This window comes from Caulobacter sp. UNC358MFTsu5.1 (genome assembly GCF_000712075.1).
In the GTDB taxonomy this organism is placed as follows: Bacteria; Pseudomonadota; Alphaproteobacteria; order Caulobacterales; family Caulobacteraceae; genus Caulobacter.
The window spans coordinates 20,080-42,382 of record NZ_JONW01000006.1; the positions used below are offsets into that span (position 1 = coordinate 20,080).

General features: G+C 70.6%; 25 protein-coding genes. 11 read left to right on the forward strand and 14 right to left on the reverse strand.

Annotated elements, in window-relative coordinates; all coding sequences use genetic code 11:
• Positions 1–33 precede the first annotated feature (33 nt).
• Genes BR39_RS0108795 through BR39_RS0108820 form a run of 6 tightly spaced genes read right to left on the reverse strand, consistent with a single transcriptional unit; the run spans position 34 to position 4,134 of the window.
• Positions 34–369 (reverse strand): phosphoribosyl-ATP diphosphatase, encoded by a 336-nt coding sequence (locus BR39_RS0108795; protein ID WP_029910100.1) that lies wholly within the window; start codon positions 367–369, stop codon positions 34–36.
• Positions 369–1,151, reverse strand: coding sequence for an imidazole glycerol phosphate synthase subunit HisF (gene hisF / locus BR39_RS0108800; RefSeq protein ID WP_035018285.1), 783 nt, complete (start codon positions 1,149–1,151; stop codon positions 369–371). Before hisF ends, BR39_RS0108795 begins: the two co-directional genes overlap by 1 nt.
• A complete protein-coding gene (hisA, locus tag BR39_RS0108805; RefSeq protein WP_197026667.1) occupies positions 1,151–1,885 on the reverse strand; it encodes a 1-(5-phosphoribosyl)-5-[(5-phosphoribosylamino)methylideneamino]imidazole-4-carboxamide isomerase in 735 nt (244 codons plus the stop codon). Before hisA ends, hisF begins: the two co-directional genes overlap by 1 nt.
• Positions 1,873–2,514, reverse strand: coding sequence for an imidazole glycerol phosphate synthase subunit HisH (gene hisH / locus BR39_RS0108810; RefSeq protein WP_029910106.1), 642 nt, complete (start codon positions 2,512–2,514; stop codon positions 1,873–1,875). The genes hisA and hisH overlap by 13 nt, the downstream gene beginning before the upstream one ends.
• Before the next feature lie 12 nt (positions 2,515–2,526).
• Positions 2,527–3,117, reverse strand: a complete 591-nt coding sequence (gene hisB / locus BR39_RS0108815) for an imidazoleglycerol-phosphate dehydratase HisB (RefSeq protein WP_029910108.1) — start codon at positions 3,115–3,117, stop codon at positions 2,527–2,529.
• A 27-nt stretch (positions 3,118–3,144) separates the two neighbouring features.
• Positions 3,145–4,134 (reverse strand): adenosine kinase, encoded by a 990-nt coding sequence (locus BR39_RS0108820; protein WP_029910111.1) that lies wholly within the window; start codon positions 4,132–4,134, stop codon positions 3,145–3,147.
• Between the two features lie 104 nt (positions 4,135–4,238).
• On the opposite strand from BR39_RS0108820, the gene BR39_RS0108825 reads away from it, so the two are divergent.
• Positions 4,239–5,090, forward strand: a complete 852-nt coding sequence (locus BR39_RS0108825; protein WP_029910113.1) for a RimK family alpha-L-glutamate ligase — start codon at positions 4,239–4,241, stop codon at positions 5,088–5,090.
• 135 nt (positions 5,091–5,225) lie between these two features.
• Here BR39_RS0108825 and nth read toward each other — a convergent pair whose 3' ends face one another.
• Complete coding sequence (nth, locus tag BR39_RS0108830) at positions 5,226–5,936, reverse strand: endonuclease III (RefSeq protein ID WP_029910115.1); 711 nt, start codon at positions 5,934–5,936, stop codon at positions 5,226–5,228.
• Positions 5,937–6,001: 65 nt separating this feature from the next.
• Here nth and BR39_RS0108835 point away from each other — a divergent pair, with 65 nt between their 5' ends.
• From BR39_RS0108835 to BR39_RS0108845, 3 genes are read left to right on the forward strand one after another with little or no spacing between them, the layout of a single operon-like run.
• Positions 6,002–6,478: a DUF2244 domain-containing protein gene (locus tag BR39_RS0108835; RefSeq protein WP_029910117.1), complete on the forward strand. Its 477-nt coding sequence runs from the start codon at positions 6,002–6,004 to the stop codon at positions 6,476–6,478.
• 52 nt (positions 6,479–6,530) lie between these two features.
• Entirely contained in the window at positions 6,531–7,412 is an 882-nt protein-coding gene (locus tag BR39_RS0108840; RefSeq protein WP_029910119.1) for a methylated-DNA--[protein]-cysteine S-methyltransferase, read from the forward strand.
• 46 nt (positions 7,413–7,458) lie between these two features.
• The gene (locus tag BR39_RS0108845; protein WP_029910121.1) at positions 7,459–8,514 is read left to right on the forward strand and encodes a DUF2252 family protein; all 1,056 of its coding nucleotides are present in this window, start codon (positions 7,459–7,461) and stop codon (positions 8,512–8,514) included.
• Here the strand turns inward: BR39_RS0108845 and hslU are convergent.
• The 3 genes from hslU to hslV all read right to left on the reverse strand — a co-directional run bounded on the left by hslU (position 8,504) and on the right by hslV (position 11,324).
• Entirely contained in the window at positions 8,504–9,802 is a 1,299-nt protein-coding gene (hslU, locus tag BR39_RS0108850; protein WP_029910123.1) for an ATP-dependent protease ATPase subunit HslU, read from the reverse strand. The two genes, BR39_RS0108845 and hslU, sit on opposite strands and share 11 nt — an antisense overlap.
• Complete coding sequence (locus BR39_RS0108855; RefSeq protein ID WP_029910125.1) at positions 9,799–10,650, reverse strand: DUF4440 domain-containing protein; 852 nt, start codon at positions 10,648–10,650, stop codon at positions 9,799–9,801. Before BR39_RS0108855 ends, hslU begins: the two co-directional genes overlap by 4 nt.
• Before the next feature lie 74 nt (positions 10,651–10,724).
• Positions 10,725–11,324, reverse strand: a complete 600-nt coding sequence (hslV, locus tag BR39_RS0108860; protein WP_197026668.1) for an ATP-dependent protease subunit HslV — start codon at positions 11,322–11,324, stop codon at positions 10,725–10,727.
• Positions 11,325–11,329: 5 nt separating this feature from the next.
• Here hslV and BR39_RS0108865 point away from each other — a divergent pair, with 5 nt between their 5' ends.
• Positions 11,330–12,067 (forward strand): molybdopterin-synthase adenylyltransferase MoeB, encoded by a 738-nt coding sequence (locus BR39_RS0108865; RefSeq protein WP_029910144.1) that lies wholly within the window; start codon positions 11,330–11,332, stop codon positions 12,065–12,067.
• A gap of 4 nt (positions 12,068–12,071) precedes the next feature.
• On the opposite strand, the gene BR39_RS0108870 is transcribed toward BR39_RS0108865, so the two are convergent.
• Positions 12,072–13,058 (reverse strand): D-glycerate dehydrogenase, encoded by a 987-nt coding sequence (locus BR39_RS0108870; protein ID WP_029910147.1) that lies wholly within the window; start codon positions 13,056–13,058, stop codon positions 12,072–12,074.
• Between the two features lie 102 nt (positions 13,059–13,160).
• Between BR39_RS0108870 and BR39_RS0108875 the strand changes: the two genes are divergently transcribed.
• The 5 genes from BR39_RS0108875 to BR39_RS0108895 all read left to right on the forward strand — a co-directional run bounded on the left by BR39_RS0108875 (position 13,161) and on the right by BR39_RS0108895 (position 18,445).
• Positions 13,161–13,688, forward strand: coding sequence for an SH3 domain-containing protein (locus BR39_RS0108875; RefSeq protein WP_051695341.1), 528 nt, complete (start codon positions 13,161–13,163; stop codon positions 13,686–13,688).
• 91 nt (positions 13,689–13,779) lie between these two features.
• On the forward strand, positions 13,780–14,295 hold the full coding sequence (fabA, locus tag BR39_RS0108880; RefSeq protein WP_029910152.1) for a 3-hydroxyacyl-[acyl-carrier-protein] dehydratase FabA: 516 nt from the start codon (positions 13,780–13,782) through the stop codon (positions 14,293–14,295).
• A gap of 68 nt (positions 14,296–14,363) precedes the next feature.
• Positions 14,364–15,581 (forward strand): beta-ketoacyl-ACP synthase I, encoded by a 1,218-nt coding sequence (gene fabB / locus BR39_RS0108885; protein ID WP_029910155.1) that lies wholly within the window; start codon positions 14,364–14,366, stop codon positions 15,579–15,581.
• Between the two features lie 30 nt (positions 15,582–15,611).
• Positions 15,612–17,567 carry a tetratricopeptide repeat protein gene (locus BR39_RS0108890; protein WP_051695342.1) on the forward strand — a complete coding sequence of 652 codons (1,956 nt, stop codon included), beginning with the start codon at positions 15,612–15,614 and terminating at the stop codon, positions 17,565–17,567.
• A 62-nt stretch (positions 17,568–17,629) separates the two neighbouring features.
• Entirely contained in the window at positions 17,630–18,445 is an 816-nt protein-coding gene (locus BR39_RS0108895) for an enoyl-ACP reductase (RefSeq protein ID WP_029910162.1), read from the forward strand.
• Between the two features lie 42 nt (positions 18,446–18,487).
• On the opposite strand, the gene BR39_RS0108900 is transcribed toward BR39_RS0108895, so the two are convergent.
• Genes BR39_RS0108900 through BR39_RS0108910 form a run of 3 tightly spaced genes read right to left on the reverse strand, consistent with a single transcriptional unit; the run spans position 18,488 to position 21,855 of the window.
• Complete coding sequence (locus BR39_RS0108900; protein WP_029910164.1) at positions 18,488–19,096, reverse strand: TetR/AcrR family transcriptional regulator; 609 nt, start codon at positions 19,094–19,096, stop codon at positions 18,488–18,490.
• Positions 19,096–20,700, reverse strand: a complete 1,605-nt coding sequence (locus BR39_RS0108905) for a DHA2 family efflux MFS transporter permease subunit (RefSeq protein ID WP_029910168.1) — start codon at positions 20,698–20,700, stop codon at positions 19,096–19,098. Before BR39_RS0108905 ends, BR39_RS0108900 begins: the two co-directional genes overlap by 1 nt.
• A gap of 36 nt (positions 20,701–20,736) precedes the next feature.
• Positions 20,737–21,855, reverse strand: coding sequence for an HlyD family secretion protein (locus BR39_RS0108910; protein ID WP_029910170.1), 1,119 nt, complete (start codon positions 21,853–21,855; stop codon positions 20,737–20,739).
• A gap of 302 nt (positions 21,856–22,157) precedes the next feature.
• Between BR39_RS0108910 and BR39_RS26955 the strand changes: the two genes are divergently transcribed.
• Entirely contained in the window at positions 22,158–22,286 is a 129-nt protein-coding gene (locus BR39_RS26955; RefSeq protein WP_231499424.1) for a hypothetical protein, read from the forward strand.
• Positions 22,287–22,303 lie beyond the last annotated feature (17 nt).

Below are 22,303 nucleotides of genomic sequence, written 5' to 3' on the forward strand. Positions count from 1 at the left end.
GAAGCCGCCAGGTGGGGGCAAGGGGGTGAGCCGCTAGACCCGCGAAGCCTTCTCGGCGATCCCGGAAGTCCCCTCGCGGGCCGCCAGCTTGTCGGCCACCGCGTCCAGCGAGACGCCCGAAGCCGCCATCAGGGCCAGCCAGTGGTACAGCAGGTCGGCGCTTTCGGCCGCCAGGGCGTCCGGGCCCTGAGCGACGGCGGCGATCACCGTCTCGACGGCTTCCTCGCCCAGCTTCTTGGCGGCCAGGGCAGGATCGTTCAGCAGCTTGGCGGTGTAGGACACGGCCGGATCGCCGCCCTTGCGGGCCTCGATCGTGGCGGCCAGGCGCTCCAGGACCTCGAACAGGCGCGTGCCGGTTTGGGTTTCCATTAGGCGGCCCCCTTCAGGTCGTCCAGGCGCACCGGGATGCCGGCGTCGGCCATGGCCCGCTTGGCCTCGCCGATGCTGATCTCGCCGAAGTGGAAGATCGAGGCGGCCAGGACGGCGGCGGCATGGCCGTCGCGGGCGGCTTCCACCAGGTGTTCGGTCTTGCCGGCCCCGCCCGAGGCGATCACCGGCACGGTCACCGCGCCCGTCACGGCCTTCAGCAGCGGGATGTCGTAGCCGATCTTGGCCCCGTCGCGGTCCATCGAGGTCAGCAGGATCTCGCCGGCGCCGCGCTCGACCACCTTGGCGGCCCACTCGACCACGTCGATGCCGGTGTCCTTGCGACCGCCATAGGTCCAGACGTTCCAGCCCGAGCCGTCCTCGCGCGCCTTGGCGTCGATGGCCACCACCACGCACTGGGCGCCGAAGGCGTCGGCCCCGGCGGCCACCAGGTCGGGGTTCTCGACGGCGGCGGTGTTGACGCTGACCTTGTCGGCGCCGGCCAGCAGCAGGCGGCGCATGTCGGCCACCTGGCGCACGCCGCCGCCCACCGAGACGGGCATGAAGCAGACCTCGGCGGTGCGCGAGATCACGTCCAGGATCAGGCCGCGGCCCTCGCTGGAGGCGGTGATGTCCAGGAACATCAGCTCGTCGGCGCCGGCCGCGTCATAGGCCCGCGCCTGCTCCACCGGATCGCCGGCGTCGCGGAGGGAGACGAAGTTGACCCCCTTGACCACCCGGCCGTCCTTGACGTCCAGGCAAGGAATGATCCGGGTCTTCAGCATCAGGCGGCCGCTATGGTCAGGGCTTCGGCCGGCCGGATGGTGCCGGCGTAGAGCGAGCGGCCCAGGATGGCGCCGGCGATCTCGACGCCCTGGCGGGCCTTCAGCCGCTCGATGTCGGCCACCGAGGCCACGCCGCCCGAGGCGATGACCGGAATCGACACGGCGTCGGCCAGCTCGCCCACGCCCTCGACATTGACGCCGGTCAGGGCGCCGTCGCGGCTGATGTCGGTGACGATCAGGGCGGCCACGCCCACGTCCTCGAAGCGCTTGCCCAGGGTGATGGCGTCCAGGTCCGACAGGCCGGTCCAGCCGTCGACCGCCACCTTGCCGTCGCGCACATCGACGGCCACGGCGATCTGCTCGGGCCACAGCTTGGCGGCCTTGCGGACCAGCTCGGGGTCGTGGACGGCCACGGTGCCCAGGATCACGCGGCTGACGCCCGCCTCGATCCAGGCCTCGACGCCTTCCAGGGTGCGGATGCCGCCGCCCAGCTGCACGGGGATCGACACGGCTTCGAGGATCGACTGCACGGCGGCGGTGTTGACCGACTTGCCTTCGATGGCGCCGTTCAGGTCGACCACGTGCAGCCACGAGAAGCCGTCGCGCACGAAGCGCTCGGCCTGGTCGGCGGGGCTGTTGTTGAAGACGGTGGCCTTTTCCATGTCGCCATGGAGCAGGCGCACGCACTGGCCGTCCTTCAGGTCGATGGCGGGATAGAGGATCATGGGCGCCATTCCAGGAAGTTGGCGAGCAGGGCGAGCCCCGCGGCTTGGGATTTTTCGGGGTGGAACTGTACGCCCGCGACGTTGCCCTTGGCCACAGCGGCCGTGAACAGCCCGCCGTGGTCGCTGACGGCGACGATGTCGGCCGGGTCGGCCGGGGTCAGGGCGAAGGAGTTGGCGTAGTACATGTGGGCACCGTCCGGGACGCCCTGGAACAGGACGTGGTCGCGCGCGAAGGCGATCGCGTTCCAGCCCATGTGGGGGATGGTCAGCGACGGGTCGCTGGGCTCCAGCTTCTTCACCTGGCCCTGGATCCAGTCCAGGCCCGGCGTGACGCCGAACTCCAGGCCTTCGGTGGCCAGCAGCTGATGGCCGACGCAGATGCCCATGAACGGGACGCCGCGACCGTGCACGGCCTCGTTCATGGCCTCGTAGACGCCGGTGGCGTCCAGGCCCGCGCGGCACGAGGCGAAGGCGCCCACGCCCGGCAGGAACACGCGGTCGGCGGCGGCCACGACCGAGGGCTCGGCGGTGACAACGATGTCAGCGTCGATCCCATGGCGGCGGGCCGCCTCGCGCAGGGCTTTCTCGGCCGAGCGCAGGTTGCCCGACCCGTAATCGATCAGGGCGACGGTCTGCATGAAATCAGCTTCCTACAGCACGCCCTTGGTGGAGGGGGCATGGCCGCCGGTCTTGGGGTCCAGCTCGACCGCCTGGCGCAGCGCCCGGGCCAGGGCCTTGAAACCGCTCTCGGCGACGTGGTGGGTGTTGTCGCCGTACAACGTCTCCAGGTGCACGCAGGCTCCGCAGTTCATCGCGAAGGCGTGGTGGAACTCCTTGAAGAGCTCGGTGTCCATCTCGCCGACCTTGGGCCGCTTGAAGTCGACCTTCCAGATCAGATAGGGCCGGTTGGACAGGTCGATGGCGCAGCGCGTCAGGGTCTCGTCCATCGGGATATAGGCCGCGCCGAAGCGCCGGATGCCCTTGAAGCCGTCCAGCGCCTTGTTGATCGCCTGGCCCAGCACGATCCCGGTGTCTTCCACCGTGTGGTGCATGTCGATGTGCAGATCGCCCTTGGTCTCGACCTTCAGATCGAAGCCGCCGTGGCGCGCGAAGCTCTCCAGCATGTGGTCGTAGAAACCGATGCCGGTGGAGATCGTCGAGGCGCCGGTCCCGTCGAGATCGATCCAGACCCGGATCTGGGTCTCCTTCGTCTCGCGGACCACTTCAGCGGTGCGGGCCATCTGCGTCCTTACAGTCCGTTCTTGGCTCTAGAGGCCGTTCTTGGCGGCCAGTTCCCGCAGGCTGACCTGCGGGCGCGGACCGTAGTGGTCGATCACCTCGGCGGCGGCCAGCGAGCCCAGCTGGCCGCAGACCGGCAGCGGACGCCCCTGGGAGAGGCCGTAGAGGAAACCTGCGGCGTATTGGTCGCCCGCGCCGGTCGTGTCCACGACTTTTTCCACCGGATAGGCCGAGATTTCGTGCAAGGCCGCTCCGGAGGCGACGATCGAGCCTTTTTCGCTGCGGGTGACCGCGGCGATCTCGACCCGGCTGGCCAGGGCCTTCACGGCGGCGTCGAAGTCGGTGGTCTCGAACAGCGAGCAGATCTCGCTCTCGTTGGCGAAGACGATGTCGCACTGGGTCTCGATGAAGCCCAGCAGGCCGCCGCGGTGGCGGTCGACGACGAAGCTGTCGCTGAGGGTCAGGGCGATCTTGCGACCGGCGCCGTGGCTCAGGGCGGCGGCCTTGGCGAAGGCGCGGCGGGCTTCGGGCGGGTCGAACAGATAGCCTTCCAGGTACGAATAGCTGGCGGCCTCGATGATCGCCGGGTCGACGTCGGCCGGGTTCAGCTCGACGCAGGCGCCCAGATAGGTCGACATCGTGCGCTGGGCGTCCGGCGTGACGTTGATCAGGCTCTGGGCCGTGGCCGGGCCTTCGGCCAGCGGCGGGGTGGTGAAGGCGCAGCCGATGGCCTGCATGTCGTGGCGGAACACGCCGCCCAGCTGGTCGTCGGCGACCTTGCCGATGAAGGCCACCTTGCCGCCGAAGCTGGCGACGCCGGCGGCGGTGTTGGCGGCCGAACCGCCCGAGGCCTCGATGGCCGCCGACATGACGTCGTACAGGCTGGCCGCGCGGGCCGGATCGATCAGGGCCATGGAGCCCTTCACCAGGCCCTCCCGCTCCAGGAAGGCGTCGTCGCACTGGGCGATGACATCGACGATGGCGTTGCCGATGGCGGCGACGTCGTAGAGAGCGGTCATGGAAGGCCTTTTTCGAATGGGCGACGCGCGCGGAGTACCGGATCGGGGCCCGCAAGGCAACGCGAGCCTTGCCCCGGCGATCACGGCGTTCTACCGCCAGAAGTATGACCGACGTCCTTATCCTCGCCCCCGCGCCCGACGAACCCCGCTTCGCCAACAGCTGGTCGCCGCTGTTTGAGCGCCTGGCGGCGCCGCTACGGGCCCGAGGGCTGGAGGTCTCGGCCGCCAGCTGGGTCGACGCCGACACGGCCGGCGCCCGCGTGGTGCTGCCGCTGCTCAGCTGGGGCTATCATCTGCGGTCGGAGGAGTGGTTCGCCCGGCTGGACGCCCTGGAGGCCGCCGGCGCGCGCCTGGCCAATCCGGTGTCGGTGCTGCGCTGGAACACCACCAAGACCTATCTGGCCGATCTGGCCGCCAAGGGCGCACCCGTCGTGCCGACCCATGCCGTGGACCGCCTGACCCTGGAGGCCCTGGACCACGCCCGCGACGTGTTCGGCGTCGACGTGCTGGTGACCAAGCCGCAGATCTCGGGCGGCTCGCAGGACACGGTCAAGCTGCGCCACGCCGACGGCCTGACCGGCTGCACGACCGGTCCGGCCCTGATCCAGCCGTTCCTGCCGGCCGTGGGCGAGGAGGGCGAGCTGTCGCTGTTCTATTTCGACGGCGTGTTCAGCCACGCGGTGACCAAGGTGGCCGTGGCCGGCGACTTCCGGGTCCAGCCGCAGTTCGGCGGCCAGGTCAGCGGCGTCGCGCCCGAGCCCGAGGCCCTGCACGCGGCCGAGATGGTGCTGAAGGCGGCTGGAGCCCCCCTGACCTACGCCCGCGTCGACCTGATCCGGGGCCTGGACGGCGCGCCGCAGCTGATGGAGCTGGAGGTCATCGAACCGGACCTGTTCCTGGAGCACGTGCACGACGACGGGGCGGCGTTCGCGGCGGCGGTGGAACGGGCGCTGTAGCTCGCCCACTTGCCCCCACCTGGCGGCTTCGCCGCCCGTCCGCCCCCATAGGGGGCGGAGCCTTCGCACCAGCGCTCTTCCCCCTCCGGGGGAAGACGGTCGCGAAGCGATCCGTAGGGGGCAAGTGTTCGCCGCCTATGCGCCGAGGAATAGTTCTCTAGACGGGCACAGGTCCGCGATCCGGCAGATTTCGCACTTGGGCTTCCGCGCCACGCAGACATAGCGCCCGTGCAGGATCAGCCAATGGTGCGCTCGGGTCTTGAAGCGGTCGGGCACGATGCGCATCAGGTCGTCCTCGACCGCGTCCGGCGTCTTGCCGGCCGACAGCTTCAGGCGGTGCGAGACGCGGAACACGTGGGTGTCGACGGCGATGGCCGGTTCGATGTCCAGCTCGTTGAGCACCACGCTGGCGGTCTTGCGGCCCACGCCGGGCAGGCTTTCCAGCGCCTGGCGGTTCAGCGGCACCTCGCCGCCGTATTGATCGACCAGGATGCGGGCGGCGGCGATGACGTTCTTGGCCTTGGTGCGGAACAGGCCGATCGAGGCGATGTAGGGCACCAGCCCCGCTTCCCCCAGCTCCAGCATCTTGGCGGCGCTGTCGACCTCGGCGAACAGCGGGCCGGTGGCCTTGTTCACCTGCACGTCGGTGGCCTGGGCCGATAGGGCCACGGCGGTCACCAGGGTGTAGGGGTTGGAATAGTGCAGCTCGGTCTTGGGGTGGTGCTCCAGGCTCTCGAACCGCGAGAACAGCACCTCGACGCGCTCGCGCTCGGCCGGCGAGACGCGTTTGGCGGCGGGGCGCTTCTTCACGAGGGGCTTGGAGGGTTTGCGAGCGGGCTTGGCCATGGGCGGCGACCATGCCGTGATGCGCGCCTCTCGCCAAGGCGTGGGGCGAAGCCTAAATCAGCGCCATGGCCGCGCCGCTGTACATGGACGCCGTGATCAAGCCGAACCGCTCGATGAGCCGGCGCGGGCTGTACGTCGTGCTGGGCGTGATGATCGCCTTCAACCTGATGGTCGCGGTGTTCCTGCTGGTGGTCGGCGCGCCGCCGGTGCTGCCGTTCCTGGGGCTGGACGTCCTGGCGGTGGTGCTGGCCATGCGGGCCAGCTTCCGGGCCGCCGAGCGGTCCGAACGGGTGCGGGTCACCGCCGAGGCCGTGACCGTCAGCCGCGAGGACGAGAAGGGCGCGCGGGTGATCTGGACCTCGCCCACCGCCTTCACCCGCGTCGGCGTCGACCAGCCGGGCGAGCACGAGACCCGGGTGCGGCTGATGATGTCGCGCAAGCGCCTGACCCTGGGCCGCGCCTTGAGCCCGCCCGAGCGGGTGGACTTCGCCCAGGCGCTGGAGCGGGCGATCCTGAAGGCCCGCGCTGAACGGCACGCATAGGGCCGCAAGAACCGGGCGGACGGCGTTCGCCCAAACCACTATCTTCTCCCCCATGGCCCTCGATATCTCCCCCTCGCAAGCCTTCGCCCACCTGACCGAGCGGTCGGCCGACTACGACCGCATGGCCAAGGCCCTGGCCTGGCTGGCCGACCGCTGGCAGGAACGCCCGTCCCTGGACGAGGCCGCCCAGGCCGTCGGCCTGTCGCCGTTCCATTTCCAGCGGGTGTTCAGCCGCTGGGCCGGGGTCAGCCCCAAGACCTTCGTCGCCGCCATCGCCCACGCCGAGGCCCGGCGGTCGCTGGAGGAGGGGGCCAGCGTGCTCGACGCGGCCTACGACGCCGGCCTTTCGGGCCCCTCGCGGCTGCACGACCTGTTCATCGCCCAGGAGGCGGTCACCCCCGGCGACGTGCGCCGGCGCGGGGAGGGGATCAGCCTGACCTGGGGCTGGGCGCCCACGCCCTACGGCAAGGGCCTGTTCGTCATGGCCCCGCGCGGCCTGGCGGGCCTGGCCTTCTCGGACGGCGACGACGCGGCGACCTTCGACGACATGCACCGGCGCTTTCCGGCCGCCGACTGGCGCCGCGACGACGAGGCGGCGGCCCAGACCGCCATCCACGCCTTCCACGGCGGCGACCAGCCCCTGCCGGTGGTGCTGATCGGCTCGCCGTTCAACGTCCAGGTCTGGAAGGCCCTGCTGCGCATCCCGCCCGGCCAGACCAGCACCTATGGGGAGATCGCCGCCTGGGCGGGCAAGCCCCGGGCCTACCAGGCCACCGGCGGGGCGATCGGAGCCAATCCGATCTCGCTGCTGATCCCCTGCCACCGGGCCATCGCCAAGGACGGGCGGCTGACCGGCTATCATTGGGGCCTGGGCCGCAAGGCCGCGATCCTGGGCATGGAGGCGGTGGAGGCCGGCGCCCGGCTTTCGGCCTGACGCTCCAGGGCCTAGTCTCGCCGAGACCGCCCTCGAGGAACCGCCCATGACCGCCTCGATCAAGGCTTCGGCCAAGGCCTACGAGACCTGGCTGGGCGCGGCCCTGGGCGGCGACCTGGTCGAGGCCGATCTGGCCAGGAAGCACGACAAGATGCGCCAGGGCGCGTTCGCGTTCCTGCGGGCGACCTATTGGCGCTGGGCCGAGACCGTCCTCGAGGTCTGTCCGGACCTGGCCTCGGCCCCGCCGGTGCTGGCGATCGGCGACACCCATGTCGAGAATTTCGGCTGCTGGCGCGACGCCGAGGGCCGGCTGGTCTGGGGCGCCAACGATTTCGACGACGCGGCCGTCATGCCCTGGCCGCTGGACCTGGTGAGGCTGGCGGCCAGCGCCCTGCTGGCCCGCGACGGCAAGGACCCCGACGCCGGCGACATCTGCGACGCCGTCGCCGAGGGCTATCGGCAGGGTCTCCTCGCGCCCGAGCCGTTCATCCTCGAGCGGGACCACCGGTGGCTGCGCGAGGCGGTCATGCTGCCCGAGAAGGAACGCACCCGGTTCTGGGCGAAGTTCATGACGACCGAGGCGCGGCCGATCGGGGCCCGCTACGCCCAGGCCCTGCGGGGCGCCTTGCCGGATCCGACGGGACCCTTCGAGACCTTCCCGCGCACGGCCGGCGTCGGCAGCCTGGGCCGGCCGCGTTTCGTGGCCCGGGCCGACTGGCGGGGCGGCCCCGTGCTGCGCGAGGTCAAGGCGGTGGTCGTCTCGGCCTGGACGCTGCGCCATGGCGGCGACCCGTCGATCCGAGGCGGCGAGCTGGCCGAGGGCCGGTTCCGGGCGGTCGATCCGCACTACCGCGTCGCGGACGGCCTGGTGGTCCGCCGCCTGTCGCCCAACAGCCGCAAGATCGAAGCCGAGGACTCGGCCGACGATCTGCTGTCGATCGACATGCTGACGGCTATGGGCCGCGAGATCGCCGCCTGCCACGCGGGCGACCGCGCGGCCGTGGCGGGTCACCTGGCCAGCTTGCAGTCCGGCTGGCTGCGCGGCCACGCCAAGGCGGCCGCGCGCGGGGTCGAGGACGACTGGCGGGACTTCAGAGGATGAAGCGGCTCAAGTCGGCGTTGCCCGCCAGGGCGCCGATGCGGTCGTTCACATAGGCCGCGTCCACGGTGACCGTCTCGCCGGAGCGGTCGGCGGCCGAGAAGCTGATCTCCTCGACCACCTTCTCCAGGATGGTCTGCAGCCGGCGAGCGCCGATGTTCTCGACCGAGGCGTTGACCGCCACGGCCGCGTCGGCGACGGCGTCGATGGCCTCGTCGCTGAACACCAGGGTCACGCCCTCGGTCAGCATCAGGGCCTGGTGCTGGCGGATCAGGTTGGCTTCCGGCTCGGTGAGGATGCGGCGCAGGTCGTCGCGGGTCAGGCCCTTCAGCTCCACCCGGATCGGCAGGCGGCCCTGCAGCTCGGGCAGCAGGTCCGACGGCTTGGCCACGTGGAAGGCGCCCGAGGCGATGAACAGGATGTGGTCGGTCTTCACCGGCCCGTACTTGGTCGAGACCGTCGTGCCCTCGATCAGCGGCAGCAGGTCGCGCTGCACGCCCTCGCGGGAGACGTCGGCGCCGCCGCGCTGGCTGGAGGACGCGACCTTGTCGATCTCGTCCAGGAAGACGATGCCGTGGTTCTCGGCCAGTTCCAGGGCCTCCTGCGTCAGGGCCTCCTGGTCCAGCAGCTTGTCGCTCTCCTCGGCGATCAGCGGGGCCCAGGCGCCGACCACGGTGGTCTTGTGGGTCTTGGTGCGGCCGCCGCCGCCGAACGACTTCATCATCTCCGACAGGTTCAGCACCGAGGCGCCGGGCTGGCCGGGGATCTCGAACATGCCGCCGCCGCCGGTGTCGGCCAGCTGCAGCTCCACTTCCTTGTCGTCCAGCTCGCCGGCCCGCAGCTTCTTGCGGAAGCTGTCGCGGGCGGCGCTGGCGCCGGGACCGGTCAGGGCGTCGAGGATGCGCTCCTCGGCCGCAGCCTCGGCCTTGGCTTTCACGCCCGCCCGGCGCTTGTCGCGGACCATGGACAGGGCGCTCTCGACCAGGTCGCGGACGATCTGGTCGACGTCGCGGCCCACATAGCCCACCTCGGTGAACTTGGTGGCCTCGACCTTCAGGAACGGCGCCTGGGCCAGCTTGGCCAGGCGGCGGGCGATCTCGGTCTTGCCCACGCCCGTGGGGCCGATCAGCAGGATGTTCTTGGGGGTGACCTCGTCACGCAGGTCGTCCGGCACGCGGCGCCGACGCCAGCGGTTGCGCAGGGCCACGGCCACGGCTTTCTTCGCCTCGATATGGCCGACGATGTAGCGGTCCAGCTCGGAGACGATTTCGCGGGGGGAGAATTCGGTCATGTGTCGTTGATCAGGGTCTCGAAGATCAGGCGCCACCCTTCGGCGCGCCTTTGCCAGACATGCATATAGTGCGCGGCGACGGGTTTGGGACCGTCGGCCGTCCATTGCGCCTGGCCGTGGATCCAGACCAGGTCGCCGGCGCTGGAGGCTCCGCCGCCGACCGGGGTCAGGGTCAGGGCGGCGGGACGCAGCTTGCGGCGGCCTTCCAGGTCGTCGACGGCCAGGGTCTTGGTCCCGCCGGGACCGGTCAGCAGGGCGTCCGGGCTCAGGACCGCGTCATAGGCGCCCGCCGCGTCCTGGGCCGCGGCCTTGGCGAGCCGGTCCTCGGCGGCGCGGGCCTGGGCGAAGCCGGCGGCCGGGCTTCCCGCGCCCTTCGTGGCCGTCGGGCCCTGGGTGGAGGGGGTGGCGGGATCGGGGCCCTTGCCGCCGTCGGCGTCGCCGCCGCCGTCATAGACCCACTTCCAGGTCCCGTCGGGTTCCTTGCGCCAGATGGTGGCGTAGTAGGCGCCGCGCTTGCCGTTGATGGCCCAGGGGCCGACCGACAGGCCCAGGTCGCCCGAGCGGGCGATGACCACGCGCTGCGGCCACCATTCCAGCTTCGGCGTCTTGCTGGAGGGCCGCGCCGCGTACAGCGCCTTGGCGCTGACCGGCCCGGGCGAGAAGACGATGGCGTCGTCGGCCATGTGGGCCAGGAACGAGTCCCGGATCCCCAGGGCCGCGCCGTCGGCCGCGAAGGCGCGCTCGGCCTTCTCGATCTCCCCAGGCGAAGACGAGGCGGGCGACGGGGTCGCGGCCAGGGCCGGCGTGGCGGCCAGCAGGGCGCAGGCGATCAGAGCGGTCTTGAGCATGAAGGGTCCCTCCCGCCCGCAGCTAAGCGCGCGGACGCGCCGTCCGCTCGTGAATTCGCCGTAACTTGAAGGCCTTACAGGCTTTCGACCGTCAGGTTGCCGTTGGTGTAGACGCAGATCTCGGCGGCGATGGCCATCGCGCGCCGGGCGATCTCCTCGGCGCTCAGGTCCTGGTCGATCAGCGCCTTGGCCGCCGCCAGGGCGTAGTTGCCGCCCGAGCCGATGGCCGCCACCGAGCCGCCGCCCTGGCTTTCGCCCGGCTCCAGCACGTCGCCGACACCGGTGACCGTGTAGATCGAGGTGGCGTCGGCCACCAGCAGCATGGCTTCCAGCCGGCGCAGGTAGCGGTCGGTGCGCCAGTCCTTGGCCAGGTCCACGCAGGCGCGGGCCAGCTGGTCGGGATACTGCTCCAGCTTGGCCTCCAGCCGCTCGATCAGGGTGAAGGCGTCGGCGGTGGCCCCGGCGAAGCCGGCCACCACCTTGCCGCCGGCCAGGCGCCGTACCTTGCGGGCGTTGCCCTTGACGACGGTTGGGCCCATGGAGACCTGTCCGTCGCCGGCGATCACGGTCTGACCGTTCTTGCGCACCGCCAGAATGGTCGTGCCGTGCCAGTCGGGGAAGGAATTCGAGCTTTGCATGGCTTCGCATGTGGCGAGGCGGACGTTGAGGGTCAAGCGCGATGAGCTTTTCCGAGGCCGAGGTCGAACGCTACGCCCGCCATCTGGTGCTGCGCGAGATCGGCGGGCCGGGCCAGCAGAAGCTGAAGGCGGCGCGGGTTCTGGTGGTCGGGGCCGGGGGGCTGGGCGCGCCCGCCGCCCTCTATCTGGCCGCCGCCGGGGTCGGCACCCTGGGCCTGGTCGACGCCGACACGGTCTCGCTGTCGAACCTGCAGCGCCAAGTGCTGTTCGCCACCGCCGACACGGGCCGGCCCAAGGTCGAGGCCGCCGCCGAACACCTGACGGCCCTGAACCCGCACCTGACCGTCGAAACCCATCCGGTATGGCTGGGTGAGGCCAACGCCCGCGCGGTCATATCGGGGTATGACCTGGTGCTGGACGGCACCGACGACTTCGCCACCCGCTTCGCCGTCAGCGACGCCTGCCTGGCCGAAGGCAAGACCCTGGTCAGCGGCGCCCTGGGCCGCTGGACCGGCCAGGTCGGGGTGTTCCAGGGAAAGCCCTGCTACCGGTGCCTGGTGCCGGAGATCCCGCCCGACGCCGAGACCTGCGCCCTGGTCGGGGTGGTCGGGGCCCTGGCCGGGGTGATCGGCTCGATGATGGCGCTGGAGGCTGTGAAGACGATCACCGGCGCCGGCCATACCCTGACCGGACGCCTCCTGATCTACGACGCCCTGGCGGCCGAGACCCGCACGGTGCGGATCGGCGCCGACCCGGCGTGTCCGAGCTGCGGGGGCTGACCCGCTACAGCATCGACGGGATCACTCGGTCCGGCGGGCGGTGGCCGTCCATGAAGGTCTTCACGTTGACGATGACCTTCTCGCCCATGTCGACGCGGCCTTCGACCGTGGCCGAGCCCATGTGGGGCAGGAGCACGACGTTGGGCAGCTTCAGGAGCTTGGGGTTGATGGCCGGCTCGTGCTCGTAGACGTCCAGTCCCGCCCCGGCGATCTCGCCGCGCGCCAGCATGTTGGCCAGGGCCCCTTCGTCGATCACCTCGCCGCGGGCAGTGTTGACGATGATGCTCTGCGGCCGCAGCAGCTTGAGCCGGCGGGCCGACAGCAGATGGTAGGTGGCCGGGGTGTGCGGGCAGTTGACCGAGATGAAGTCCATCCGGGCCAGCATCTGGTCCAGGCTCTCCCAGTAGGTGGCCCCGACCTCCTCGGCGATGCGGGGGCTGACGGGCTTGCGGTTGTGGTAGTGCACCTGCATGCCGAAGGCCTTGGCGCGGCGGGCCACGGCCTGGCCGATGCGGCCCATGCCGATGATGCCCAGGCGCTTGCCCCACAGGCGGCGGCCCAGCATCCAGGTCGGCGACCAGCCGTGGAAGCCGCCCGCCTTGACCACCTCGGCGCCTTCGACCACCCGGCGCGAGGCGGCCATGATCAGGGTCATGGTCAGGTCGGCGGTGTCCTCGGTCAGCACGCCGGGGGTGTTGGTGACGATGATGCCCCGGGCGTTGGCCGTGGCGACGTCGATGTTGTCGACGCCGGCGCCGAAATTGGCGATCAGCTTGAGACGGTCGCCGGCCCGCGACAGCAGGCGGCTGTCGATGCGGTCGGTGATGGTGGGCACCAGGACGTCGGCCTGGTTCATCGCCTCGACCAGTTCATCGGCCGTCAAGGGTTTGTCGGTGACGTTCAGCTGGGTGTCGAACAGCTCGCACATCCGCGTCTCCACCGGATCGGGGAGTTTGCGGGTGACGATGACTTTGAGCTTGCGAGCTGACATGAGCGGTTCGAAAAGCCTTCGCCTGCTGGGTGTTTCCCCAAACGGGGTTTCCGGGCGGGTGTTCGAAATCTGTAGCAAAGGGGCCCCATGCGGCCAAGCAACATGCCGACGAATTGCAAACATCGTTCGCTCGGCGCCCCGGTGATCGCCGCGATCGGGTTGATCGCGTTCGCGGACGGGGCTCAGGCCCAAGCGCCGAAGGTCACGCCGTCGGGCATGGAGGTGCCGCGCTACGTGTCGCTGAAGTACGGCGAGGTGAACGCGCGCGTCGGGCCCGACGAGGCCCATCGCCTGCTGTGGATCTACAAGGTCCGGGGCCTGCCGGTGCAGGTGGTGGCCGAGACCCGCGAATGGCGGCGCATCTGCGATCCGGAAGGCAACCTGGCCTGGGTGCACAAGCGCACGACCGACGGCCGCCGCACGGCGATGCGGGTCCAGGCCACGCCGCTGCCGCTGCGCGCCCAGCCCAAGGCCGGGGCCCGCGTCACCGCCTATCTGGCCGGCCGGGCCACCGCCAATCTCGATCGTTGCGAAAAGGGCTGGTGCAAGCTGAAGGCGGACGGCGAATCGGGCTGGGCCCCGCAGGACCAGATCTGGGGCGCGGCCCCCGGCGCACAGTGCAAGGAATAGGGCGTTTTCGCCCCTGGGCAGCGTTTGACGATCACAGGCGTTACCGAAAGTAACATTGAGGCGCGGCCCGCCGCCGTGCTAGGGCGAGGCCATGCAACAAAGTTCCTTCACCTACGACGAACTTCTGGCCTGCGGCCGTGGCGAACTGTTCGGCCCCGGCAACGCCCAGCTGCCCGCGCCGCCGATGCTGATGTTCAATCGCATCGTCCGCATCGAGGCCGAGGGCGGCAAGTACGGCAAGGGTTATGTCGAGGCCGAGTTCGACATCAATCCCGATCTCTGGTTCTTCGCCTGCCACTTCATCGGCGACCCGGTCATGCCGGGCTGCCTGGGCCTGGACGCCCTGTGGCAGCTGGTCGGCTTCTTCCTGGGTTGGTCCGGCGGTCCCGGCCGCGGCCGCGCCCTGGGAGTGGGCGAGGTGAAGTTCACCGGCCAGGTGACTCCGGACATCAAGAAGGTCACCTACAAGATCGACCTCAAGCGCGTCATCATGCGCAAGCTGGTGATGGGCATCGCGGACGGCGTCATGGAGGCCGACGGCAAGGTCATCTACGAAACCAAGGACCTGAAGGTCGGCCTGTTCACCGCCGATCAGATGGCGTCCTGACACCGTCGCAGGGTCGGCCGTCCTAGAGCCGACCCCTTCGGGATCAGGGGAAGAGAAGAGGATTATTCATGCGTCGCGTCGTCGTCACCGGACTGGGAATCGTCTCGTCCATCGGCAACAACGCCAATGAGGTGCTCGCCTCACTGCGTGAAGCCAAGTCCGGCGTGGTCTCCGCGCCGGAATACGCGGAACTGGGCTTCCGCTGCCAGGTCCACGCCACGGTCAAGCTCGACAGCTGGGAAGCCCTGGTCGATCGCCGCGCCGCGCGCTTCCTGGCGCCGGGCACCGCCTATGCGCACATCGCCATGGAACAGGCGATCGCCGACGCCGGGCTGGAAGAGGCCCAGATCTCCAACGAGCGCACCGGCCTGATCGTCGGTTCGGGCGGCCCGTCCACCCGGGTGATCGTCGAGGCGGCGGCCACGACCCAGGAAAAGGGTCCCAAGCGGATCGGTCCGTTCGCGGTGCCCAAGGCGATGAGCTCGGGCCCGTCGGCCGTGCTGTCGACCTGGTTCAAGATCCGCGGGATCAACTATTCGATCAGCTCGGCCTGCGCGACCAGCGCCCACTGCATCGGCGCGGGCGCCGAGCAGATCCAGATGGGCAAGCAGGACATCGTCTTCGCCGGCGGCTGCGAGGAGCTGGACTGGACCCTGTCCAACCTGTTCGACGCCATGGGCGCGATGAGCAGCAACTTCAACGACCGCCCGGCCGTGGCCAGCCGCGCCTACGACAAGGACCGCGACGGCTTCGTGATCGCCGGCGGCGCGGGCATCGTCGTCCTGGAAGAGTACGAGCACGCCAAGGCGCGCGGGGCCAAGATCTACGGCGAAGTCGTGGGCTACGCCGCCAATTCCGACGGCTACGACATGGTCGCCCCGTCGGGCGAGGGCGCGGCGCGCTGCATGAAGCTGGCCATGGCCCAGGCCGGCGGCCGGACCATCGACTACCTGAACCCGCACGGCACCTCGACCCCCGTCGGCGACAGCAAGGAGATGGGCGCTGTCCGCGACGTGTTCGGCGACAAGGCCCCGCTGATCTCCTCGACCAAGTCGCTGACCGGCCACAGCCTGGGCGCGGCCGGCGCGCAGGAGGCGATCTATTCGATCCTGATGCTGGACAACGGCTTCGCGGCCGAGAGCGCCAACATCGAGACCCTCGACCCCGAGTTCGCCGACCTGCCGATCCTGCGCGAGCGCTCGGACAAGCCGCTGACCACGGTCATGTCCAACAGCTTCGGCTTCGGCGGCACCAACGGCACGCTGATCTTCAGCAAGGCCGATTGAGCCTGACCGCGCGCCCCTGATGGCCCGGAAATGACCGCGCGCCAGGCCTTCGACCTCTACCAGGCCGGACGGCCGGCGGAGGCGGCGGCCTTGTGCGAGCGCCTGGTCCGGGACGATCCCGGCGCCATCGCCGCCTGGCACGTGCTGGGCGTGTCGCGACTGGCCCTGGGGCTGACGGTCGAGGCCCTCGAGGCGCTCGACGGGGCCCTGGCCCTCGATCCCGCCCGGTCCGGCGTCCTGTCGGCCCGCGCCGCCGCCCTGGTGGCGCTGGAGCGGTTCGAGGAGGCCCTGCCGGCCTGCGCCGCGGCCCTGGCGGCCGACCCCGACAATCCGCCGGTCCTGAACGCCCAGGGCGTGGCCCTCCGCCGCCTGGGACGTCCGGTCGAAGCCCTGTCGGCCTATGATCGCGCCCTGGTCCTGTCGCCGGGCTTCGGAGACGCCCTGTCCAACCTGGGGGCGGCCCTGACCGATCTCGGCCGGTTCGACGAGGCCCTGGCCGCCCACGACCGGGCCTGCGTGGCCGCTCCACGCGACCCCAAGACCCTGGCCAACCGCGCGGCCCTGCTGACCCTGCTGGGGCGTCCGGTCGAGGCGGCGCGCGACCTGGAGGCGGTGGTCGCGCTCGATCCCCGCCATCCCCGCGCCCTGGGCGACCTGCTGCACGTCCGCCGCCAAGCCTGCGACTGGCGCGACGACGCGACCCTGCGCCGGGCCGTGCGGAGCGAGCTGGAGGCGGGCCGTCCCGCGATCAGCCCGTTCGCCGCCCTGTCGGTGTTCGACGACCCGGCCCTGCACCGGGCCTGCGCGGCCCTGGTCGCCCCGTCGCCCGTCGCGGCGCCGCCCTGGCCCGAGCGCTCGCCGGCCGCGCGGATACGCGTCGGCTATCTGTCGGCCGACCTGCACGATCACGCCACCGCCCGGCTGATGGCCGGGATGCTGGAGGCCCACGACCGGGTGCGGTTCGAGATCCTGGCCCTGTCCTACGGCCCCGACCTGGGCGGGGCCCTGCGCGAGCGGATCGACGCGGCGTTCGACCGCCGGATCGACGTGCGCCGGATGTCCGACGCCGCCGTCGCCGCCCTGGCCCGCGAGCGGGACGTCGACATCGTCGTCGACCTGAAGGGCTACACCCAGGACGGCCGCCCCGGAATCCTGGCCCACCGCGCCGCGCCGATCCAGGTCAGCTGGCTGGGCTATCCGGGGACCCTGGCCGCGCCCTATGCGGACTATGTGATCGCCGACGCGGTGGTGCTGCCGCCGGGCGCCGAGGCGGACTGGAGCGAGGCGGTGGTCCGCCTGCCGCTCTACCAGCCCAACGACGCCTTGGCCGAGCCCGACGGGCCCCCGCCGACGCGGGCCGAAGAGGGTTTGCCGGACGACGCGTTCGTGTTCGCCTGCCTGAACAACCCCGCCAAGATCACCCCCGAGGTGTTCGCCGCCTGGACGGCCGTGCTGGACGCCGCGCCGGGCTCGGTGCTCTGGCTCTACGAGGGCGGGCCCGGGGCCGTCGACAACCTGCGGGGCGAGGCCGAACGGGCGGGGATCGATCCCGGCCGGCTGGTGTTCGCCCGCCCGGTCCCGCCCGCCCGGCACCTGGCGCGGCAGGGGCTGGCCGACCTGATGCTGGACACCTGGCCCTACGGCGCCCACACCACGGCCAGCGACGCCCTGCGGATGGGCGTGCCGCTGCTGACCCTGCCGGGACGAAGCTTCGCCAGCCGGGTGGGGGCCGGGCTGCTGACAGCGCTGGAGCTGCCCGAGCTGATCGCGCCGGACGCACAGGCCTATGTCGCCGAAGCCGCCCGCCTGGCCGGCGACCGTGTCGCGCTGGAAGGCCTGAAGACCCGCCTGGACAAGGCCCTCCGCGAGACCTCGGCGTTCGATCCGGCCGCCTTCGCGCGGGGGCTGGAGCGCGCGTTCGAGGCCATGGTCCGGTCGCGCGCGGCCGGTTCGCCGGCCCGGAGCTTCGACATCGATCCCGTCTGAAAGGTTTCCCAGGAGGAAACCTCCTGCTAGCTAGCGCTCACGAATTCTAGGAGAGCCGACCAATGGCCGACGATTACGCATTCCCCAAGGGCGAGCTGATGCGGGGCAAGAAGGGCCTCGTCATGGGCGTGGCCAACCACAATTCGATCGCCTGGGGCATCGCCAGCCAACTGGCCGCCCAGGGCGCCGAGATGGCCTTCACCTACCAGGGCGAAGAGCTGGAGCGCCGCGTGCGCCCGCTGGCCGAGAGCATCGGCGTCAAGACGATGATCCCGGCCGACGTCACCGACGACGCCTCGATGGACGCGGCCTTCGCCGAAATCGAGAAGGTGTTCGGCACGATCGACTTCGTCGTCCACTCGGTGGCCTTCGCCAACAAGAACGAGCTGAAGGGCTCGTTCGTGGACAACACCACCCGCGAGGGTTTCCTGCTGGCCATGAACATCTCGGCCTTCAGCTTCGTGGACGTGGCCAAGCGCGCCAGCAAGATCATGCCGAACGGCGGCTCGCTGATCACCATGACCTATCTGGGGTCGGAGCGGACCATCCCGAACTACAACACCATGGGCGTGGCCAAGGCGGCGCTCGAGGCCTCGACCCGCTACATCGCCCGCGACCTGGGCCCCAAGGGCATCCGCTGCAACGCCATCTCGGCCGGCGCCATGCGCACCCTGGCCCTGGCCGGCATCTCGGGCGGTCGCGGCATGATCGCCCAGGGCCGGGCGTTCTCGGCGATGAAGGAAGACACCTCGATGGAGGGCGTCGCCGGCGCGGCCCTGTGGCTGGCCTCGGACCTGGGCCGCTCGACCACCGGCGAGGTGGTCCACGTCGACGCGGGCTTCCACATGATGGGCATGCCCGACGAGGCCGAAGCCTAGGATACGAAAAAGGCCCTCGCTTCTCCGGCGGGGGCCTTTCTTCTAGACGGCGTAGGCCTTCATGAACCGCTCGGCGGCTTCCCGGGCCAGGCGGCGATAGTCGTCCGGCGTCTTGTCGGACGGCAGGCGCAGCAGCGAGCGCATCTGGGCCTGGCCCATGACCATGCCGGAGAACAGCTCGGCGGCCTGCTCGAAATCCTCGACCTTCATCCGGCCCAGCTCCGTCTCGGCCTTCAGGAAGGCGGCCAGCTGGCGGCGGGCGCTGAGGGGGCCGGCCTCGTAGACCTCCTGGGCCACGTCGGGCATCTCGCCCGCGCCCAGCATGACCACCCGCATCATCGAATAGCTCTTGTTGGTGATCACCGTGTCCAGCAGCGAGAGGGCGTAGGCCTCCAGGGTCTCGGTGGGATTGTCCACGGCGCCGGGATCGCGAAGCGGGGCGGTGATCGACTCCACGCGGCGGTGCATCAGGGCCCGCATCAGCTCGGCCTTGGAGCCGTAGTGGTTGTAGACGGTCTGCTTGGACACGCCCGCCCGCTTGGCGATCGCCTCCATGGGCGCGCCCAGGCCGCGCTGGCCGATCACCTCGACGGCGGCGTCGAGGATGGCTTCGGTCTTGGCGACGTCAATCTGTCCGGCGACTCTGGGCATCAGTGGGCGTCCGAGGGCGGGGGAGGGGCGTTCTTGGCCGGCTTGGCCAGTAGCGAGACGATGGCCGCCAGGAAGCAGCCGTAGGCCAGCAGGGTGAAGCTGTCGCCGAAGGCCAGGACCGTGGCCTGCTGGCTCAGCATGCCGCTGATCGCCTTGCGCGCCGCGCCGTCGGGATCGGCCACGCCCAGTTGCTGCATGCGCGCGGCCAGGCCCGCCATCATCCCGGCCGCATTGCTGCCTTGGCCGACCTGGTCCGACAGGCCCATGTAGTAGAGCGCCGTCTGGTTGGTGATGGTCGTGGCCAGCAGGGCCAGGCCCACCGCCCCGCCGGTGTTGCGCGACAGGTTCACCAAGCCCGAGGCGTTCTTGACCATGCTGGGCGGCAGCGTGCTCATCGTCACCTGCTGGGTGGCGATCATGGCGATCATCACGCCGACGCCGCGGCAGGCCTGGACCCCGGCGAACTGCCAGAAGCCCCAGTCCTTGGTCACGCCGTGGGCCATGTACATGCCGAAGCCGGCCAGCATGAAGCCGATGAACATCGGCACGCGCGGGTCCATCTGGCGAACCAGGCGGCCGGCGATCGGGCCGGTGGCGAACATCGACAGGCCCGAGACCACCATGGTGGTGCCGACTTCCGACGCGGAGTAGTGGCGCACCCGGCCCAGGAACTGCGGCAGCAGGAAGGTGCCGCCGAACAGGCTGGCCCCGGACACGGCCGTCATGGCCACGCCGATGCTGAAGTTGCGGTTGGCGAAGGCCCGCAGCTCGACGATCGGGTTGCGGTAGCTGAGCGAGCGCCAGATGAAGACCGCGCCGGTCACCACGGCCGTCACGGTCAGGGCCAGGATGCCGCTGTCCTCGAACCAGCCGTCCTTGGAGCCTTCCTCCAGCACGAACTGCATGCTCATCAGGAAGACGGCCATGACCGCCAGGCCGAACCAGTCGAAGCCCTTGGCCAGGCTGGGGTCGCCCTTGTCGAACTGGCCCCAGCGGGCCACGCCGAACAGCACGATCAGCCCGGTCGGCACGTTGATGAAGAACAGCCAGCGCCAGCTGAGCCACTCGGTCAGGTGGCCGCCCAGGGTGGGGCCGACGGTCGGGGCCAGGGTGACGATCAGGCCCATGATCACGCTGGCCGTCACCCGCCGCTCGGGCGGGAAGGCGGTGAAGGCCACGGCGAACACCGTCGGGATCATCGCCCCGCCGATGAAGCCCTGCAGGGCCCGCGTCAGGATCATCATGTCGATCGACGAGGAAAGACCCGTCAGCACGCTCATGACGATGAAGCCGGTGCACGAGATCAGGTAGACGCGCTGGGTGCCCCACAGCCGCGACAGATATCCCGAAAGCGGGATCATCACGACCTCGGGGATCAGGTAGGCGGTCTGGATCCAGCTGACCTGGTCGGCGCTGGCGCCCACCCCGGCCTGGATCTGCGGCAGCGACGCCGCCACGATCTGGATGTCGAGGATGGCCATGAACTGGCCGATGACCATGGCCCCGAAGCCGAGGAACAGCTTGCCCCAGTCGACTTCAGGGGCCGCCGCCGGCTTGGGCGGGGCTGCGGTCTGGGTTCCGGCGGGGAGGGCGGCGTCGGCCATGGCGGCGATCCTGCTACGGTCTTTGGCCAGGGCGCCTTAGCGCGCCTGGCCTCCCGTCTGGTCCTTCTGGGCGTACTGGCCCGCGTCCGGCAGGCCGGCCTGGGCGAAGGTCGGACCCGAGCGGTCGCGCACGTCGACCTTGACGTCGACCGACAGGCCGGGGCGCAGGGCCGAGCCCAGCTCCGACTTCTCGACGATGATCTTCACCGGCAGGCGCTGGGTGATCTTGGTGAAGTTGCCCACGGCGTTCTCGACGGGGATCAGGGCGAACTCCTGGCCGGTGGCCGGGGCGAAGCTGTCCAGCTTGCCGTGGATCACCGTCTTGCCGAAGGCGTCGGCCTTGATCTCGACCGGCTGGCCGACGCGCAGGCGGGCCACCTGGGTCTCCTTGAAGTTGGCGACGACATAGCCCTGGCCGACCGGGACGATCGACATCAGGGCCACGCCGGGCTGCACCAGCTGGCCGGGACGGACGCTGCGGGCGCCGACCACGCCGGCGGCGGGCGCGCGGATCACGGTGCGGTCCAGGTCGATGCGGGCCTGTTCGACGGCGGCGCGGGCCGCGGCGGCCTGGGCCACGGTCTGGGCGCGGGCCGAGCCCAGCGACTCCGCCGCGCGGCGTTCGGCTTCGAGGGCGGCCTGGGCGCTCTGGACGGCGGCGGCCGACTGGGCGGCGCTGGCCTGGGTGGTCTGGACCTTCTGGGTCGAGACCCAGCCCTGCTTGGCCAGGGCGTCGTAGCGGATCAGGTCGGCCTTGGCGCGGCCCTGGTCGGCCTGGGCGCTGGCGACGCCGGCGGCGCGCTGTGCGATCATCGCCTGCTCCAGGGCGGCCTTGTCGTCGACGCCCTTGATGGCGGCTTCCAGGGCCTGGGCGTTGGCGATGGCCTGGTCCAGCTTGGCCTGCAGCGGGGCCGGATCGATGCGCGCGACCACCTGGCCGGCCTCGACCCGCTGGTTATCGGCCACCAGGACCTCCGCCACGTAGCCGGAAACCTGCGGGCTGACCTGCACGGTGTCGGCCTGGACGAAGGCGTTGTCGGTGCTCTCGTAGCGCTGCTTGTCGACGAACCACAGTCCGCCGCCCACGACCAGGGCGGTCAGGGCGACACCGCCCACGATCAGGGGAACAAGCTTCTTCTTCGACGCGACGGCCATGGACGTGATGATCCTGAAAACAACTTGATTGGCCGGGGCGATATATCGGCGCTTCGTCCCGGGCAAGGGATAAATGGACGCACCCGTCCAAAAATCAACCGGACCCGGCGCGAAAGTTCGAAGCCGCGTCAGCCTGTGGCGCCGCGGTCGCTATCGGCGTTGCCGGAGCGTGTCTTCACCGCCCTTTCTCGCGGAGGGCGAATCACCTCTTAATCTTCGGGCGCCGGCGCAACCGGGGGAGCCGCGCGCGCGTATTTCCAGGGACGGAGCCGTTCGCTCCGCCCGTCATCGAGGAAGCGCCCATGAACGCCCCGACGCACGATCGCGGCCCCTTGTCGATGTTCCGCCCCGTCCTGTGGCTGGCGGCCGCCGCCTTCGCGGCCGGCTTCGGCGGCTACCTGATGATGTCGCCCGCCCTGCACGCGGGCTGAACGCGCCTCTCGACCGA